At 43.1% G+C, this 17,948-nt stretch carries 11 protein-coding genes; 2 read left to right on the top strand and 9 right to left on the bottom strand.

Annotated elements, in window-relative coordinates; all coding sequences use genetic code 11:
- Window positions 1-127: 127 nt before the first annotated feature.
- Both RM347_RS06070 and RM347_RS06065 read right to left on the bottom strand, forming a co-directional pair.
- Window positions 128-2,287, bottom strand: coding sequence for a pentapeptide repeat-containing protein (locus RM347_RS06070; RefSeq protein ID WP_322717464.1), 2,160 nt, complete (start codon window positions 2,285-2,287; stop codon window positions 128-130).
- Window positions 2,288-2,472: 185 nt separating this feature from the next.
- Window positions 2,473-2,814: a hypothetical protein gene (locus tag RM347_RS06065; protein WP_322717463.1), complete on the bottom strand. Its 342-nt coding sequence runs from the start codon at window positions 2,812-2,814 to the stop codon at window positions 2,473-2,475.
- A gap of 390 nt (window positions 2,815-3,204) precedes the next feature.
- Between RM347_RS06065 and RM347_RS06060 the strand changes: the two genes are divergently transcribed.
- Window positions 3,205-3,636 (top strand): hypothetical protein, encoded by a 432-nt coding sequence (locus RM347_RS06060; RefSeq protein WP_322717462.1) that lies wholly within the window; start codon window positions 3,205-3,207, stop codon window positions 3,634-3,636.
- Window positions 3,637-3,678: 42 nt separating this feature from the next.
- Here the strand turns inward: RM347_RS06060 and RM347_RS06055 are convergent, their stop codons facing one another.
- The 6 genes from RM347_RS06055 to petB form a co-directional block, all read right to left on the bottom strand.
- Window positions 3,679-4,050, bottom strand: coding sequence for a hypothetical protein (locus tag RM347_RS06055; protein WP_322717461.1), 372 nt, complete (start codon window positions 4,048-4,050; stop codon window positions 3,679-3,681).
- Window positions 4,051-4,129: 79 nt separating this feature from the next.
- On the bottom strand, window positions 4,130-5,320 hold the full coding sequence (locus RM347_RS06050; protein ID WP_322717460.1) for a glycosyltransferase: 1,191 nt from the start codon (window positions 5,318-5,320) through the stop codon (window positions 4,130-4,132).
- A gap of 6 nt (window positions 5,321-5,326) precedes the next feature.
- A complete protein-coding gene (locus tag RM347_RS06045) occupies window positions 5,327-6,319 on the bottom strand; it encodes a GDP-mannose 4,6-dehydratase (protein ID WP_322717459.1) in 993 nt (330 codons plus the stop codon).
- A 560-nt stretch (window positions 6,320-6,879) separates the two neighbouring features.
- Entirely contained in the window at window positions 6,880-7,323 is a 444-nt protein-coding gene (locus tag RM347_RS06040) for an ATP-binding protein (RefSeq protein ID WP_322717458.1), read from the bottom strand.
- A 616-nt stretch (window positions 7,324-7,939) separates the two neighbouring features.
- Entirely contained in the window at window positions 7,940-8,422 is a 483-nt protein-coding gene (gene petD / locus RM347_RS06035; RefSeq protein ID WP_322717457.1) for a cytochrome b6-f complex subunit IV, read from the bottom strand.
- A gap of 255 nt (window positions 8,423-8,677) precedes the next feature.
- Window positions 8,678-9,325, bottom strand: a complete 648-nt coding sequence (petB, locus tag RM347_RS06030; RefSeq protein ID WP_179064867.1) for a cytochrome b6 — start codon at window positions 9,323-9,325, stop codon at window positions 8,678-8,680.
- 406 nt (window positions 9,326-9,731) lie between these two features.
- On the opposite strand from petB, the gene ctpA reads away from it, so the two are divergent.
- Entirely contained in the window at window positions 9,732-10,976 is a 1,245-nt protein-coding gene (gene ctpA / locus RM347_RS06025) for a carboxyl-terminal processing protease CtpA (RefSeq protein WP_322717456.1), read from the top strand.
- 334 nt (window positions 10,977-11,310) lie between these two features.
- Here ctpA and RM347_RS06020 read toward each other — a convergent pair whose 3' ends face one another.
- Window positions 11,311-17,592 (bottom strand): ATP-binding sensor histidine kinase, encoded by a 6,282-nt coding sequence (locus RM347_RS06020; RefSeq protein WP_322717455.1) that lies wholly within the window; start codon window positions 17,590-17,592, stop codon window positions 11,311-11,313.
- Window positions 17,593-17,948: the final 356 nt, after the last annotated feature.

Raw genomic sequence — 17,948 nt, 5'->3', positions numbered from 1 at the left:
ACCAATTAGTCATTAGTCATTAGTCATTAGTCATTGGGAAAACTCTTCCCTTGTCCCTCTCATCTCCCTCATCCTCCCCTGCCTCCCCTGCCTCCCCTGCTCCCTGCTCCCTGCTCCCCCTCTCATTCTACGGGCAACGAGGATGAATGCCTCCTTGAGTACAAATGTACGCTAATTGCTTGGGATCTAAATTTTTGGCTTGAGAAAAATCAACTCCTTGGACTACAGCAGATACTGAGCCTAAATCTGGGGTTTGAACAAATTGATCTGCTGGATCTTGTTTACTAGGAGCGAGAATTGCTCCCTTAAAATCTGCTCCTGCGACATTTGCTCCCCGTAAATCTGCAAGGCTCAGGTCGGCATTTTGCAAATTAACGTTTTCCATCTGGGAAGAACGCAAAACAGCACCAGCTAGACGAGTGGCGCTGAGGTTAGCATTGCTGAGATTAGCACGATCCAAATAGGCTCCTGATAAATCTGCCCCTTGCCAATCAGTGTTAGTTAAGTTGGCAAAGGATAATTGGGTTCCTATAGCAGTGGCGCGACCTAAACGTGCTGCATACAGATTGGCTTCGTTCAATTTGGCGTCGCCTAAATCTGCTCCAGTCAAGCTGGCTTTTTCCAAAACTGCGTTTCGCAGATCGGCTCCTACTAGTTGGGTGCTGTTGAGTTTAGCGTCATATAGACGTGCGTTGGATAAGTTGGCTCTGTTGAGAGTGGCGCGGCTCAAATCAATCCGGTTCATTAAGACACGACTGAGATTAGCATCAGTAAGATTGGCTTGCTGCAACTGAGCTTGGCTTAAATCAGCCATTACATCGTCGTAGGTATCCCAGCGTCCATCTTCACCTACGCTCCGAAAGCGGCTACCCTTCAAACTGGCTTGGTTAAGATTTGCAGATTTAAACTTAACTCCTGATAAATCAAGGTTGTCTAGCACTAAGTTGAAAAAGGAACTTCCTGGAGTACCGCTTTGACCTAATTGGGTGCCACTAAGGTCAACACCCTCAATTTTACCGCTGTATACAGAGAGAATCTTGTTAATCGTCTGCTGGTTTCTTTGTAGCCGCCCTTGCCGCAATCCTCGTTCTTGGGTTGCACTGCTACCCACAGACTCCAGTTCACCCACCAAAAACTGATTCTTATTTTTTAGTTCCGGGATGGCTTTGGGCCCGACAGTTGTCAAAGCTTGTTGAATCCTATCCAGAAGGCTGGGGTTGGTTTCGCTAACCAAGAGATCCGCCAAAAATTTAATGGACTGTGGGTCATTAAGACCACCCATAGCCAGAATTGCACTTTGGCGTTGCTCATTAGTAGCCCCAGAGTTGGGACTCAATTGTTTGACAAGTTCGAGGAACTGTTGGCTGTTGATTTGCTTGGTTGCTCGCTGGGATTGTTGAATTTGGATATAAACTTGAGTGCCGATTAAAGTTGCCAACACAGCGGTCATACTCGTAAGCCCTACCCCAAACAAGGTAAGATTAGGATTTTGTTGTATCCGCCGCCACAGATTAGGCGACTGGTTGGTTTGGTCTGCTGCTAATTCTTCTCCCTCCTGCCATTCTTCTCCTTGATCGTTACCACCAGCAGACTGAGCTTGTTTGTTGCTAGCTAAGAGTGAGGATGGCAAGGGGCGAGTCGCATCTATTGTATAAGTGCTTGCAAGTTGATCGTGCAGTGCGCGACGCCCCCGACGCGACGGTAAGCCTATCCCTTCACCCACAATCATTAACAAAGACAAAAATGTGAATAATCCTAAATTCGGAAAAGCAAAGCTGTAGCGCCACAGTAGATAGGCGATAGAAATGGGTACAGTCCAACGTCCAACTCCTTCTCTAATCACAACTGCCCCTAAACCAGGCGGTTTACCTTGCTGGTTGACAACCCGCACTTTTAACCAACGTTTAGGAATTGTGCTACCAGTCTTAGCGAGTAAATATAATTGCCACCACGAGAGAGTTACAGGCGCTAATAAGGCGATTGTCCACAAAATATTGGTCGGCCATGCTACGTTACGGATGCCATAGCTAACAGGCAGAGCCAGAGGCCTAGCGATCGCTCTTTCCGTGACTACCAACACCGGGTTCAGTGGCACTCGATTAAGATCGCTTCTAGAATTGGCATAGACACCAATGCCGAAGGGAATCAACCCACTAGTAACCACTAGTGTGATTTCAGCCGCCCAAGCAGCAAAACGCCTACTTGATAGCAACAGCGAATTGGCTTTTTCCGGTTCTTTTGACTGACCAGATTGATTACTAGTTCTCCTGACAATTGGTGTCGTCATCGCATAATTCCCTTTGACATTATTTTTACGCCGCGATCGGCACAATTAAAATAGACTAAGCTAATCGGCAAAAAGAAAAGCATATTCAAATAGAATTTAGGAGTCATTAGTCAAGAGCCATTTGTATTCTGGCTCCTGACTCTCATAACTCCGGGCAGAGTGCAAAGTAAATGCATATCAACTTATTACTTACGTTGAAAGCTACTAGACACAAAAAATTTGTATCCAACATACACTAACACTGCCAAAAGTGCCAGACTGATTACAGATGCAACTAGTTTAAACACTGCTTGCAGCATCGCCAAGCCTACTAGCACCGCCATACCCGAAACTACCAGCTTTTTCGTCCCAGACAAGCTGTTGAACCAAATCTGAAATCGCTCCAGTTGCAAGTTCAAGTTGGCAAAAACAGACTGAGGCGTTTGTTTTTGTTCTTGTGGTTGAGAAACTACCCCAGGTGGGGAATTAATTTCTGCCTCTAGCTTATCGAGGCGACGCTGTAAGTCTTCTTCTGGTTGAGGATTCATCAATCTTTTCTACCTCAGCTAGCACACTTGTTCAACAATAGACTAACCAAATTCTATTTTTGGTGGTTGTCTTAGTGATTTTAGCTAATGTCTGTGCGTGCAAGAGCTTTCTGCACAGATAAAATTTATTATGATGAATTTTAAAAGACTAGCCTGTTACGGATCGAAGTCCAGAATGTAGGGTGAAATAATTTCGGTATAAAAGCACTACCAAATATAGATAATTTGCACGATTGATGGTGTCTATACCCATCAAATCTTCATAAACAATCCTTAACTAAATGGTATTGCTTTATACGACACACTTTGGAACTAAGACAGATTGCTGTCGTCTATTAAATCAGACAATATAACAATATTGCTCTAGATTTTTCTAGAGCATTAATTAAAATGAAAACGCTTAGGCTACTTACAATTGTTCCCACAGCTTTGGCGATGAGTTTGGTTTTCGCCCAGACTAATTTGGCACAGACACCAACAATCCAAATTAATCGGAATTTCCAACCAGATCCACTGGTTTTGAACGGAAAGTCGGGGGGAACTGTCAAAAGTAATTGCGGCAATATTACCACTGAACCTAATCAAGTTATCGAGGTTACAGAGTCTCTACCTTATTTGCGATTAACAGTAGAGAGTCAAGGAAAGCCAACGCTGTTGATTGACGGGCCTGGGGGGCGCTTTTGTGTAATGGCAGATAGCTACTCTGGAAGTAAGTCAGAACTTTCTGGTTACTGGCAGGCGGGAAAATATTCGCTGTATCTGGGCGAACTATCCCCGCAACAGTATACTTCCACCCTCTCAATCTCGCAAAAAAATAAATAGTCATTAGTCATTTTTCTTTTACTAATGACCAATGACCCTTTACTAATCTTCCAGTGATTTGGCTGGAACTTCGACAGCAGTGACATCAATTGTGCCTTCTGGTGTGAAGCGCTGAAAATGACTATTTTGTACTAACAACGACTCTCCACAGTTAGGACACTGCAATTGACTGTTATTTAAACCTGTAAATTCATATCCACAGACGGGACACTGGTCAGCAACCAAGTTGCGTTGCAGCCACCAACGAAAGCCAAAAAAAGCCACAATGGGTGCCAAAAACAGCAACCCGACAATAATTAGCAACGAATTAACCAACCAACCCAAGCCCAGTGATGCCAGCAACCAAATAACTGCCAGCAGGGTGAGCCAAGGGCGGAGATTTAAAAGATTCAATTGAAATGACTTAAAACTCATTTTTTAAATATCGTCCTGCTCTCCCTCTAGGATAACGATTTTGGTCATTGGTCATTGCTCATGAGTCATTTGTCATTTGTCATTTGGACTCAAATGGACTCAAAACTGAGGATAGAAGCATTTTCTGCAAGTGCTGTTGGAAGGCATCTATACCAAACAGAGCGATCGCCTGTTCTCGTAGCCACTTTCCATCACATCGCTGGTCATCACCTTGAAGCATTTCTACACAAGCGGCTGCTACAGCATCAGGACTGCGGTGTGGTACTCGCCATCCCAGTTTACCATCCTGCAAAGGGTCAGCGGAGCCATCGTCGTCACCAGATAATACAGGTACTCCACAAGCCATTGCCTCCAGATAAACAATGCCAAAGCCTTCTTGCGAAGGCATAATATAGGCATCAGCAAGGCGGTAATGTGCCATTAATGCTTCTGTAGCAACGAAACCAGCAAACACAACGCGATCGCTCACACCTAAATCTTTTGCTAGTTTAGCTAACCGCGGTTGGTCATCACCGCGACCAATTACCAAATATTTGACTTCTGGGAAAGCCTGAGCGATTTGTGGTAAAGCCCGAATTGTTACATCTACACCCTTGTAAATATCTCCTGACCATAACCGCGCTACTGTCATTAACACCTTAGCACCAGTTAAGCCATACTTATGGACTAATTCTGGCTGCTTGGAACCAGGAGTAAATTTATCCCCATCAATTGCACAAGGCATCATCTGTACCATTTTGGGGTTTAGACTATTAGCCACACAAGCGCGATCGCGGCTATAGCGACTAATTGTCCAAATTCCAGCTGCTGATGTCAGGGCGCGACGTTCTTGATTTTTTAGCGGTTCCCAGACTTCTTTGCCGTAAGTTAGCACTGTGTAAGGAATCCCCAAAGGCTGGCAAAGAGTTTGTACTAATACTGCTAAGTTAATATGACCGCAGAAAACCTGCTGCGGACGGCTTTGCAACAAACACTTAAGTAAAGCCGCTGCCATTTGCAGTCTACCCAAATAGGGAGACTGATTTTTAAAGTAATAAAATTTTAAATTCTCGTGTTCAAACGGATTTAAACTATCAGGACTATCTCGCAGCAAAAAGACTTCTGCCTTGTAGGGTTGGCTCAATCCCAAATAGCCACGAAAAATATCTTTTATATATGATTGAATACCACCTTCGTGGGCAAAAATTTCTAAAAACACGAAGACATGGTTAGTTTTTTTGTTAACTTTATCACCTAATTTTAGGTCTTCTGTCAATGTAGTGATGTGCATATTAGGTTATTTAACTCGCGGTAAGGGCGCAATCGCACCGCTCTGTAACCGCTCCAAATCTGTTTTTACCATTTTTTCTAAAAGTTCCTCAAAGCTCACTTGCGGTTCCCAGCCGAGGTTTCTTTTAGCTTTACTGGGGTTAGCTACTAGTTGAAAATGCTCGTCTTGTCGCAATAAACTGGTATTTAGGACTACATGGTGTGTCCAATCCAAGCCGACAGACTCAAAAGCTGTGGCAACTAAATCTTTAACACTGTGCAACTTACCTGTACCAATCACATATTCTTCGGGTTCATCAACTTGCAACATCAGCCACATTGCTTCTACGTAATCTCCCGCAAAGCCCCAATCGCGTTTGGCATCTAGATTACCCATTTCTAAGGTGTCAGTTAAACCCAATTTAATCGATGCAGCTGCCAAAGAAACTTTTCGTGTAACAAACTGAGGTGCGCGTAGAGGAGACTCGTGATTATATAAAATTCCACTACAGGCAAATAGTCCATAGCGCTGTCTGTGATGTACCATCGTCCAGTGAGCGTGCATCTTGGCCGCAGCATAAGGATTTTTAGGACGAAAAGGGGTTTCTTCATCTTGAGGCGAGAGGAATATATCGCCAAACATTTCTGAACTGCTGGCTTGATAAAATCTGGTAGATAAACCAACCTCTCGTACAGCTTCTAAGAGTCTAGTAGCTGTACCAGTTATCAAATCTAGGGTTCCTAACGGATCGTTCCACGAGTCGGGTACAAAACTGGGAGCCGCTAAATTGTAAATTTCTTGGGGACGGAGTTGTTCAACTGCGGTCAACAGTGCAGCATTATCCCTCAAGTCAACTGTAAAAATTTCTACCTGATTTGCCAGTGTGCCCAGTTTTGTCAAATTAGGTTGTCGATGTGGGGATACTAATCCTACAACTCGGTAACCACGGTTGAGGAGCAAATGGCTGAGATAGTAGCCATCTTGACCAGTAATTCCTGTAATTAGGGCTGTCTTAGTCATATTTTGTCCCCTATTCCCTCTATCTCTTTAAGCACAAATGGCACTTGTTGGAGATCAAAAAATAAGGCTCTCAACACTGCTGACAAATCTTAACAAGGGAGCTAGTTTAACTCGAATGCTATCTTTACTGCATTCACTAATTCTTTTTATACAAAAATATTCTTTGAGATTTTACAAAAAAATTATAATAAGTAAGCAATTTCACGTAAAAAATATATTACTTTAATCCAAATAATATTAAAAAAGGAGTATGCTCTATCAATCAAATAACTATATATTTGAGCAGATACTCCTTCCACTCATGCTTCTGTTTTGAAACAAGTAGTGTAACTTTGGGCAAAATCTTCATACTCCTACGGGGAAGCTACACGCAGCGGCGACCATAGGAGAAATTTTGTTTATTCTACTGCTAAATATAGTCAAGCTATGCGTAGTTTCTTGTAGATAAGACACGCCCTCACAACCTGTCAGTACTCCTTTTCTACGCTCTGCCTTTGCTCAAAACTCAAAATCGGCATCAGAAATATTCTTACCTTCCTTTACCCTTGACTGCTTCACTTTTACTTTTGTGCTTCTAAAGAGTATTTGACGATGAGCAGGCAATTTCTACCATCTGCACCACGTTCGTATACAACACGGTCAGCCAACCGTCGGAGGAGAAACCATCCATACCCGCCTACTTGCAGAGTACCTGGAGCTGGTTCTGCGATCGCATCAGGATTGAAAGGTTTACCATAATCCCAAATTCTAATCTCTAGTCGGTCAATCCACAAATAAACGTTAATCTCGATGGTTGTTTCTGGTGGTAAAGCATGATGAGCATGGCGAACAGCGTTGGTAAAGCCTTCTGCTAATGCTAAATTGAGGCGATCAAGTTGGGTTTTTGACCAGCCAAGTTGAGACAAATGTTGCAGACAAAATTGCTCAAACCATTCTTGCACCTGGTTTAGGAGCCTTAGTTCGCTCTTAACCGTCAGATGGTCTTGCTGCACTATACTAAGCATTAACTGTGACTTGAATATAAGTAAACCCAAGTTGCTAGTTATCAAATTTTGCACTTTTCGCAAAATTTCTCTGATATAAAAAAATCTAAATTTACATATTCTGTCTACCAAAATACAAAACATGAACGATTTTGGCATTCCGAGGGTTGTAACTAGCAACTTAGGTTAAGTAAGTGAAAAATGTTTGTATTTGTTAACTTTGGTGATTTGAAATTTGGGAATAGCTTTTCCATCCAAAAATTCAGATCCCAGATAAAATCTGAACTATTGAAGAAGGCAGGAGGCAGAAGATAGAAATTTATCTGTTGCTCTCAAGCCCATCTAATTCTAAGTCACTCTACAGGTGATGCTACACAAAGTCGCTCATGGGGAGCCACTGTGGTTTTCTCCCTTGGCGTCACCAAATAGTTCGCGCAGTGTCCCAAAGGGAAAAAGAAAATTTTGGTGGGGGACTTAAACCTTTGCTCCCTCTGGTCGCTTTACTAAGGCAAAGAGCAGAATTCCTTCTGCCTCCTGCCTTTCCTGTCAAAATTGACGCCTGTTGATTGTTTTCAAAAGCACATCTGCAATATGCTCTTGAAACTCACAGGCGTCAAAGCACTTTGTGGTGACTAATTTAGAATAGTCCCAAGGTCAAAGATTTATCCAATGGCAAGGCAGCACCAATACCCAGCCAGATGGTAACAAGAGTACCAAAGAGGAACACTGTGGTTGCAACTGGACGGCGGAAGGGGTTTTGGAACTTGTTGACGTTCTCAATAAAGGGAACGAGAATTAGACCCACTGGTACGGAACCCATTGCTAACACTCCTAAAAGCTTGTTAGGAAGCGATCGCAAAATCTGGAAAACTGGATATAAGTACCACTCTGGTAGAATTTCCAATGGTGTCGCGAAAGGATTTGCTGGTTCACCTGTCATCGCGGGATCTAGCACAGCTAGAGCCACAATCGCAGCGAACGAACCCATGATCACGATTGGAAAGACGTAAAGTAGGTCATTAGGCCAAGCGGGTTCACCATAGTAGTTGTGACCCATGCCTTTAGCGAGTTTGGCTCTTAACTGAGGATCGCTCAGGTCAGGTTTTTTTTGTGTTGCCATTTTGAAATGTGCTCTCCTGCTTAAGTTAAATTAAAGCATTTGTGAAAGCTATCAGCTACTAGGCAATCAGCAGGCGGCAAACAGCGTTGGTCTATCTACGGTCAGCCACCTGGAGATTCTCTACAGCTTTAGGCTTCAGATACAAGTATTTGTTTTTTCGAACTTATGTGCAATTAATTTCTTGTGTTTCATAAGTTTAAAACAAACAACTTGATCTGAAAACTAACAAATGTTGCCTTTCGCTAATAGCTGAGATTACAAAGGACCGGAAATGCCTTGCTTGCGGATCATCAAGAAGTGAAACAGCATAAAGACTGCAATTAACCAAGGCAGCACAAAGGTGTGTGCGCTGTAGTAACGGGTTAGTGTTGCTTGACCAACACTAGAACCGCCGCGCAGCAGGTCGGAGATCAGAACGCCAACCACGGGAATTGCTTCTGGTACGCCGCTAACGATTTTCACAGCCCAGTAGCCAACTTGATCCCAAGGTAGGGAATAGCCGGTAACTCCGAAAGAAACGGTAATCACAGCTAGAATCACACCACTTACCCAGGTCAATTCGCGGGGCTTTTTAAAACCACCTGTGAGATAAACCCGGAAGACGTGCAAAATCATCATCAACACCATCATGCTGGCAGACCAGCGATGGATGGAGCGAATTAGCCAACCGAAGTTTACTTCAGTCATGATGTACTGCACTGAGGAGAAAGCTTCAGTAACTGTTGGCCTGTAGTAGAACGTCATGGCAAATCCAGTAGCAAACTGGATGAGAAAGCAAACCAGTGTAATTCCACCCAGGCAGTAAAAGATATTGACGTGGGGAGGGACGTACTTGCTAGTGACATCTTCGGCGAGTGCCTGAATCTCCAGGCGTTCCTCAAACCAGTCGTAAACGTTGGCCATACAATCTCAAGTTCCTAAAAGTCGGTTGCGGTTGATAAATCCCGAAGTTCTGAATCGGCAGAAGCCTTCACTCAGACTTCTCTCCCAATTAGCAATTTTGGGATTTTAGTAAAGGGGAGTTTTTTTGTTTACTTGTCAGCTTTCAGCGTGCTAAGAGACTTCAGAAACTTTACACTCTGTAAAGATAGAATATATTGCGATCTCTTTACGCCCCTACACACAAAATGGTGGACACAAAGTAGATTTTATCCTCTGGTGAGTGGATACGATGCATCAGTTGACTGAACAACTTGATGAGAAAAATGCACCACTTCTATAAAAAAAGTAACATAATCGAGAGATAGATTTCATCAACAACAGGGGAAGTGAGCATTTCTAGGCAATTTGGGTTGAGGTGGAATTGATAATGGGGTTCATGAACAAACAAGTCTTTCGGGTTGGATTTTCATTGTTAATGGCGTTTTGGTTGGCGTTGGGTACGCTCACCCAGCCGGCGATGGCTTTGACGACGGAACAAAAGCTGGTTTCTGAAGTTTGGCGAATTGTGAATCGCACTTATCTAGATGAGACGTTTAATCATCAAAATTGGGCGGCAGTTCGGCAAAAGGTTCTGGAAAAGCCACTCACCGACTCAAATGCCACTTATACGGCAATTGGGAAGATGCTCAAAAGTCTCGACGATCCTTTTACTCGCTTTTTAGATCCAGAACAGTACCGCAGTTTACAGGTCAATACTTCTGGGGAACTGACTGGGGTAGGATTGCAAATTGCCTTGAATCCTGAGAGTGGGAAGTTGGAAGTAGTGGCTCCCATCGCAGGTTCACCAGCAGATAAAGCGGGGATTAGACCACGCGATCGCATTCTGAAAATTGAGGGTGTTTCCACAGAAAATCTCACTCTTGATGAAGCTGCGACTAGAATGCGCGGACCGAGTGGCAGCCTTGTCACTCTCCTCATCGAACGGGACGGGGAGGCAGAAACGGAAATTAGACTGACACGCGATCGCATTGCTCTTAATCCTGTGGTTTCAGAATTGCGTGTTTCCACTGAAGGTACGTCCATTGGCTACCTTCGCCTCACCCAATTCAATGCCAACGCCTCAACAGAATTGGCACATGCTATTTCTAGTCTAGAAAAAAAAGGCGCTACTGCCTACATTCTGGATTTGCGAAATAATCCTGGGGGGCTATTGCAATCAGGAATTGAAATCGCTCGTCTGTGGTTAGACTCCGGCACGATTGTCTACACTGTTAACCGACAAGGTATTCAAGGTAGTTTTGAAGCTTTTGGACCAGCCCTGACGAACGATCCTCTCGTTATTTTGGTGAATCAAGGGACTGCCAGTGCTAGTGAAATTCTCGCTGGCGCGCTCCAAGATAATGGTCGTGCCCAATTGGTAGGGGAAACTACCTTTGGCAAGGGCTTAATTCAATCCTTATTTGAATTATCTGATGGTTCGGGTTTGGCAGTCACAATTGCTAAGTATGAAACTCCTCAACATCGAGATATTAATAAACTAGGTATTAAGCCGGATAAAGTGATTTCTCAAGCAGCCATTAACCGCGAACAGATTGGCACCGAAGCGGATCTGCAATATCAAGCAGCAATGGAACTTTTGGTTAAAAACTCGGTGGTGGCGGGAAAAGCGTAAAAAGTTAAGAGTTAGGAGTTAGGAATTGCCTTGCCTTGTTCCCAGTCAGAGACTGGGAATGACCAATTAGGAGGCTCCGCCTTCTTTGTTCGCACCAGAGCCACAAGGACATTTTTATCCTACAATCAACAACTGTGATTTTCTAGCTTATGCTGACAACAGTAAACGCCAGGAAAATTATCTACAAGTTTCTTAAAGAGTTACTGGCACTCAATTCGGCGAATGACTGCTCTAGCTGTTGGGCATAGTTATGCGATCGCTCAGTCGCGCATTTTCCAATTCTGGATTTAGTATTCCCAAATATCAGAAGTTCTTTAAGAAAGAGAGCTAAAAATTATACCGAAATTTCAATGATAAATTCTGTACCTTTACCCAGGAATGAGTTAAAACTCAATTTTCCGCCGTGAGTTTCTTCGACGATAGACTTTGCAATCGCGAGTCCTAATCCTGTTCCTTTGCCAACACCTTTAGTCGTAAATAAATGGTCAAATATTTTTTGTTTTACCTCTTCAGGCATACCCTTACCATTATCGGCGATTGTAATTTTAACTAGATTATTTTCTCCTGTAGTTGTAATTGTAATATAGTTAGGATTTGCTTTAATTTCGTCAAAACTCCGTCCAATATTCGATTCTTCTAAGGCATCAATAGCATTTGCTATCAGATTCATAAATACTTGATTTAATTGTCCAGGAAAACACTCAACTTGAGGTAAAGTGGTGTACTCAGTTATCACTTCAATTGCTGGACGTTGCTCGTTAGCTTTCAGACGATGTTTCAAAATTAATAACGTGCTGTCGATGCCTTGCTGAATATTAAACGGTACTTTATAATCTTTGTCGGCACGCGAGAAAGTCCGTAAACTAGTGCTGATATTTTTTAGCCTGTCACACGCCATACTCATGGAATCAATCATCTTGGGCAAGTCTTCTAAGCTATAATCCAAGTCGATTTCTTCGGCATGGTTAAGAATTTCATCACTCGCATTGGGCAGGCTTGATTGATAGAGTTTTAGATGTTCAACAATATCAGCAATCGTGGGTTTAGCTTGTTTGAGACTGGCAGCAATAAAACCAAGGGGATTATTCATTTCGTGAGCCACGCCAGCAACTAAATTGCCCAGTGCCGACATTTTTTCACTTTGAACAATTTGTAATTGGGCGTTTTGTAAATCGTTCAATGCTTGTTGCAAATCAAGTGATTTTTGTTGCAAGGCAAGTTCAGCAAGTTTGCGATCGCTAATATCTCGCATCACAACTACTGCACCAAGTTTATTACCCGAAGCATCGAAGATCGCTTGTCCGCTAGCTAACAAAATTCTCGTAGAACCATGCTTCGGCGCAATTACCATTTCGGCATTTTCGACGATTTCCCCTTGCAAGGCGCGAAATAAAGGAATTTCCGTTTTTGATAGGGGTGTTTGACCATCAGGTTGATAGAGATCGAAGTGTTCTGCCCATTGTTCTGCTGGTAATGATTCTACTGGGAGACCATGAAATTCACGAGTTGCTTTGTTAAATAGAGTCAATTTGCCACTAGCATCACAAACAACAATCCCATCGGTAATATTGTGAATAATAGCATTCAAGAACTCTCGTTCTTTGGCTAGAGATACTTCGGCCTCTTTGCCATCGCTAATATCAATCACCACCCCATCCCAGATGATTGCACCATCGGCTTGTAGCTCTGGCCGAGCCGCGGATTGAATCCATTTCACGGTTCCTGAAGGCAGGATAATCCGCCATTCTTCCTCAAAGGGTGTCAGATTTTGAGCTGAGTTGGTGATCGCTTGGGCAATAGCTGATTGATCGTCAGGATGATTCATGGTGTAAAGGCTATGCGTCCCTGCCATCACCAATTCTGGCTCTAACCCATACAAGTCCAAACAGCCAGAGCTAACGTAGGGTGTTGAAGTTGAACCATCGGCCGCCAGACGGAATTGATACACCATACCAGGAATATTATTCGCCAAGTTTTGAAAGCGGGTTTCACTAGCCTGCAATTTTGCTAGAGATTGTGCCAATTGTTGAGCAGAGTTCTGGGAATTTCGATAAAGTCGGGCATTTTCCAGAGAAATTGCCGCTTGAGCGCAAAGTAAGTTCAGCAGTTCGACGCGATCGCTCGTAAAGGCTCCGGTTGCTAGGTTATTTTCCAGATACAATATGCCCAGCAACTTACCCTGATGCAAAATCGGGCTACACAAGATACTCTTGGGCTGCTGTTGCTGAATATATGGGTCATTGATTAATTGAGGATGCTCCATGGCATTCATAATCACTGTTGGTTTCAAACTGCGTTTGACGGTATTAATTAAGCTAACTGGCACATCAACAGAGTCTTCAACAGGTTCTGGGTTGAGCAACATCGGGTAAAAATCGATTTTAGCAGCCTGGTTCTGTACAGCATTCTGAGAAAGCTGTGCTAAAGCCTGAATTAGCAGACGGCCTGACTCCAAAAGCATGAACACACACTTATCGGCTCCGGCATTTTCAATGACGATATGCAGCAAAGCTGAAAGCAGTTTTTCGAGTTCGATTTCCCCAGAAAGGGTTTGGGAAGCTTTGAGAATGGCAGCTAAGTCTAAAGCAACAGAGACGCTGCTACTAGTGGAAGTGGCGGAACTGGTGGAGGTGACACTCCCCAATGTGAAAAGAGTTTCGTTAATTGAGAGGGGAGAACGGGTTTGCTGGAGGATGGGGGCGAGGAGTTGAGGATAGCGTTGTTCCAAGTCGGCGACTTTGGCTTTAGCGCCCCAACGTGCATAGCCGTAGTAGGCTTGGGTCATGTATTCCCCAGCTATCCGCTCTTTGCCCCAATCGAGGTAAAATTTAGCGGCTAGTTCATTGGCAAGTGCTTCTTCGCAAACATAGCCCTGTTTTTTCGCTGCCAAAATGGCGATATCATATAATTCTGCGGCTTGCCAATTAATCCCTAATACTCGCGCTTTCTCCGCTTGAATTAATTCATATCTATGTTGATTTGCTTCTGGCGCATTCTCAGCCCAGAACTTCATTTTTTCTTGATTAAGATTAACTTGATCAAAGTATTTTTCTTGTTCATTAACTGTGACTTTAGGATAACGATTTAGCAATGTTAGCGAATGGTAAAAATTGAGAACTACCACTTGGATAAAACCAAAAGCTGCTCCAGCTTGTTCCTGTGCTAGTTCCACATTTTTTAAGGCTTGGCTACTATCGTTCAACAAGTAAAGTAGAATAGTTTTAGCCACATAGAAAACAAATAAAACTGTCCCTGATTTAGCGGCAATGATGCGGGGCAAAATTTTCTCTTCATCAAAACTTTCACCGTTGAATAATAGGGAATCTGCTGCTTGACGCTGTAAATTCAAACCTAATTGTCGCCATACTTGCGAAAAGTGAATAGGAATTTCTTGTTTAATGTTAATACACAAATCAACATAAACTCCTTGTTGCTGGACGGTAGACTCTAAATTCTCCTCTGTAAAAAATAAATAACTACACAAATTTGCAGCACAATATCCACCCCATTCTAAATCGCCTACTTCTAGCCCTGCTTGTACGCCTTCCCGCAAAGGAACAATACTATTTTTGGGGTGTTCTTTCCAAGTGCGAATATTGGAATTAAACAAGTTATAAACTTTAGCTTTTAGCTCTTTAGCATTAAATTTATCTAATAAACTTAAGGCAATTAAACCCGCATGATAACCTCTATCTAATTGACTAAATCCTACTAGCAATAAACCGTAAAAGCCATAGGCGAAAGATGATATCGACGAATTACCATATTTGAGACACAAATTAATCATTGTGATGATAATTTGCGGAAAAATCTCTGGTTTTGCCATAAAAACAGGAGCACAGAGTATTTTTAAAATCTGCATTGCTGCCAGCTTATATGGATCTGTCATAGTTGGTAATTTCTCTAAGTTTTCAAGATTTGGTAAGTCAATTATTAACTCCTTGTCCACTTCTATCGTTAATAAATAAATTGTTAGTTTTTCTAAAACTTCTAATCCAATATCTACTGCCGTTACCATCTCTAGTTGAGCAATATAAATCTGCATTTGTAATTCATAAATTTTTACTTTATCGAGTAAAGTATTGGCTTTTGTCATCGCCAATTTAGCTAAATTTAATGATTCCTCAAAGTTAAGATTTAAATATTCAGCTTCGGCAGTAGCGACGTAAATATTTAGAGTCAATTCATACTGATTTTGCCAACAGTCTGTTGTCAGTAAACCCATTGCTGTTTGCAAATAGACCTTTGCAGCAGCATAAGCGGTAGAAGTTTTGGCTTTTTGCCCTGTCACTAGGTTTAATTCGGCTAATTCTTGACGATCGCTCGGTTGGGTGATTAACTCCTGTCCTAGATTCAAATGCCCAACAATATCAAACAGTTTTTCCTCTTGCTCTATTTCTGAATAATTTTGCTGAAGTAACTGTCCAATTTTGAGATGAGTTCCCTGTTTTTGCTCCTCTGGAATCAGGGAGTAGGCGGCTTGTTGGACGCGATCGTGCAAGAATTTGTAAGCACAGGTGTCAACCTTCAGTGTTGATGTTTGGACGGTGGCGGCTGATGCTTCAGTTTGATAAAACTTGTAGACCTCATTGCTGGGAATGATAAATCCTTCTTGCAATGCTTTCCACAAGTCCGAAGCGGTTTGAGTTTGCGACTTTTCAGAAACGATCGCTAATGTCCCCAAATCGAACTGATTGCTAATACAGGCTGCCAGTTTTACAATATCTTGAGTGATGTCGGGCAATTTCTGAAGCTGTTGTGTCATAAATTCCACCACATCATCAGTGAGAGCAAGCGATCGCACTTGCGCTACATCACACTGCCACCCCCCTTGACTTCCCCCCTTAGCAAGGGGGGACTGAGGGGGGTCAAAGCTAATTAACCCATCCTCATACAGCGCTTTCAGAAACTGAGTTGTGAAAAAGGGATTGCCTTTGGTTTTTTGATAAACCAACTCTGTCAAGGGTAGCGCCTGTTCTGTTGCACAACTGAGGGAGTCGGCGATTAAATGGTTCACATCCGCTTGACTCAAGGGAAATAGAGTCAAAGTGTTGACGCAGGAGGATGCCTTTTCAATTTCATTTAACGTCAACATGAGTGGATGAGCTGCAAACACCTCGTTATCGCGGTATGCACCAATAATGAATAGATAACCGCGATTGCTCTGAGTCATCAACAGCTTTAGCAAATTGAGCGATGCCGAATCTGCCCACTGCAAGTCATCGAGAAACATCACCAACGGATGCTCTCTTGTCGTGAAGACTTGAATAAACTTTTGGAACAGCAGATTGAATCGATTCTGTGCCGCACTGCCCGATAGTTCAACGATCGCAGGCTGTTTGCCAATAATCTGCTCCAGTTCAGGAATCACCTCAATCAGAAGTTGCCCGTTCTCTCCAACTGCCGCTAAAATCTTGCTCTGCCATTGCTTTAGTTGGGTATCACTTTCACTAAGCAACTGTCCTATCAGGTCACGAAAGGCTTGCACAAAAGCAGACAGAGGAATGTTGCGGTTGAACTGGTCGTACTTGCCCTTAATAAAGTAGCCATTCCACCGAATGATCGGTTTATGAACTTCATTGACGACTGCGGTTTTGCCAATCCCAGAGAAACCTGCCACCAGCATCAGTTCGGAGCCACCATTGGCAACATGACCAAATGCCTCTAGTAACGTTTGCACTTCCAATTCCCGTCCGTAGAGTTTTTCGGGTATGAGAAAGCGATCGCTGAGATCGCGCTGTCCCAAATCAAACCAGGTGTGCTTACCTGTTTCTCGCCACTGTTCTAAGCAGGTAACAAGGTCATGTTTAAGTCCTAGCGCACTCTGATAGCGGTCTTCAGCATTCTTCGCCATCAGTTTGCGGACAATTTCACCTAGCATTAAAGGCAAATCGGGGTTGAAATCGCAGAGGAAGTGTGGAAGTTTCGCAATGTGGCAATGCACTAACTCCATTGGTTCGTGGGACTCAAAGGGCAATTTTCCACTTAGTAGTTCAAAGAAAGTTACACCTAACGAATAGAAGTCGCTGCGGTAGTCTATGCCCCTGTTCATCCGTCCGGTTTGCTCTGGGGACAGATAAGCTAGCGTTCCCTCCAATCCGTTGGGACTTTGGATCTCCTGGGTTTCTCGTGGTAGGAGTGAGGCAATACTGAAGTCAATCAGCTTTATTTGTTTGGTGTCAGGGTGAATCAGGATGTTGGCTGGCTTTATGTCTTTGTGAATGACGCGCTGTTGATGTAACTGGTGTAAGGTGTCTAGCAGTTGCAGAGCAATAGGTAGGAATTGCTCTAATGTCAGTGTTTTTCCTTGAGTAAATTGCCGCAAGGAAATACCACCAAAGTCTTCCATGACTAGGGCATAGCCATTGTGATAGGCTTCCAGGCTGTAGGGTTTGATAATGCCGGGAATATCTAGGTTTTTAGCGATCGCATATTGGTTGCGAAACTGGACTAATTCGCTAAAAGTTGGGTATTCTCGTTTTAAGAGCTTGATGACAACTGGTAAGCGATCGCATTCTCGTACAGCCCGATAAACTTGCGTGCGAGAACCTGAATATAGTTGCTCTATAGTTCGGTAGCCAGCGATCCTTAAAGTTCCATCAGCTTTGGCGCTCATAAGTTTTTACGAGAATCTTTGTATACTAGCGTTATAATTCCCAGGACTATATCTTGATTAACAAACGTTAGATAAAGTAGCATTGGGGATTGGGCACAGAAGGCAATACTTTTCGGTTAAGGGGAAAAGGGGAAAGGGCTTAAATTTACCTTTACCCCAAGCCTAGTAACCTTTTCCCAAACCAAAAGAGAGATTGTTGGGTTTATCTGAAAAGTATTGACACAAGACGTAGAAGCTAGGAAAGCATCTTCATGTAGATGTGGCGATCGTTTTTTGATGATTTCCCAAAGTAGTATCAGAACTCTGTCAACGAGTCTTTGCTCCAATTCCATGCAGTTGCGCGTGGGTTCCTCCAG

The organism is Nostoc sp. ChiQUE02, from assembly GCF_034531305.2.
In the GTDB taxonomy this organism is placed as follows: Bacteria; Cyanobacteriota; Cyanobacteriia; order Cyanobacteriales; family Nostocaceae; genus Nostoc.
The sequence above is the reverse complement of the archived record's forward strand: the minus strand, read 5'-3'. Positions and strand labels throughout refer to the sequence as shown.

Excerpts from the sequence above, each read along its gene's own strand:
- RM347_RS06020 (WP_322717455.1), bottom strand. The coding sequence starts at position 17,592 with ATGAGCGCCAAAGCTGATGGAACTTTAAGGATCGCTGGCTACCGAACT.
- RM347_RS06065 (WP_322717463.1), bottom strand. The coding sequence starts at position 2,814 with ATGAATCCTCAACCAGAAGAAGACTTACAGCGTCGCCTCGATAAGCTA.
- petD (WP_322717457.1), bottom strand. The coding sequence starts at position 8,422 with ATGGCAACACAAAAAAAACCTGACCTGAGCGATCCTCAGTTAAGAGCC.
- ctpA (WP_322717456.1), top strand. The coding sequence starts at position 9,732 with ATGGGGTTCATGAACAAACAAGTCTTTCGGGTTGGATTTTCATTGTTA.
- RM347_RS06060 (WP_322717462.1), top strand. The coding sequence starts at position 3,205 with ATGAAAACGCTTAGGCTACTTACAATTGTTCCCACAGCTTTGGCGATG.
- RM347_RS06045 (WP_322717459.1), bottom strand. The coding sequence starts at position 6,319 with ATGACTAAGACAGCCCTAATTACAGGAATTACTGGTCAAGATGGCTAC.
- petB (WP_179064867.1), bottom strand. The coding sequence starts at position 9,325 with ATGGCCAACGTTTACGACTGGTTTGAGGAACGCCTGGAGATTCAGGCA.
- RM347_RS06055 (WP_322717461.1), bottom strand. The coding sequence starts at position 4,050 with ATGAGTTTTAAGTCATTTCAATTGAATCTTTTAAATCTCCGCCCTTGG.
- RM347_RS06040 (WP_322717458.1), bottom strand. The coding sequence starts at position 7,323 with ATGCTTAGTATAGTGCAGCAAGACCATCTGACGGTTAAGAGCGAACTA.
- RM347_RS06050 (WP_322717460.1), bottom strand. The coding sequence starts at position 5,320 with ATGCACATCACTACATTGACAGAAGACCTAAAATTAGGTGATAAAGTT.
- RM347_RS06070 (WP_322717464.1), bottom strand. The coding sequence starts at position 2,287 with ATGACGACACCAATTGTCAGGAGAACTAGTAATCAATCTGGTCAGTCA.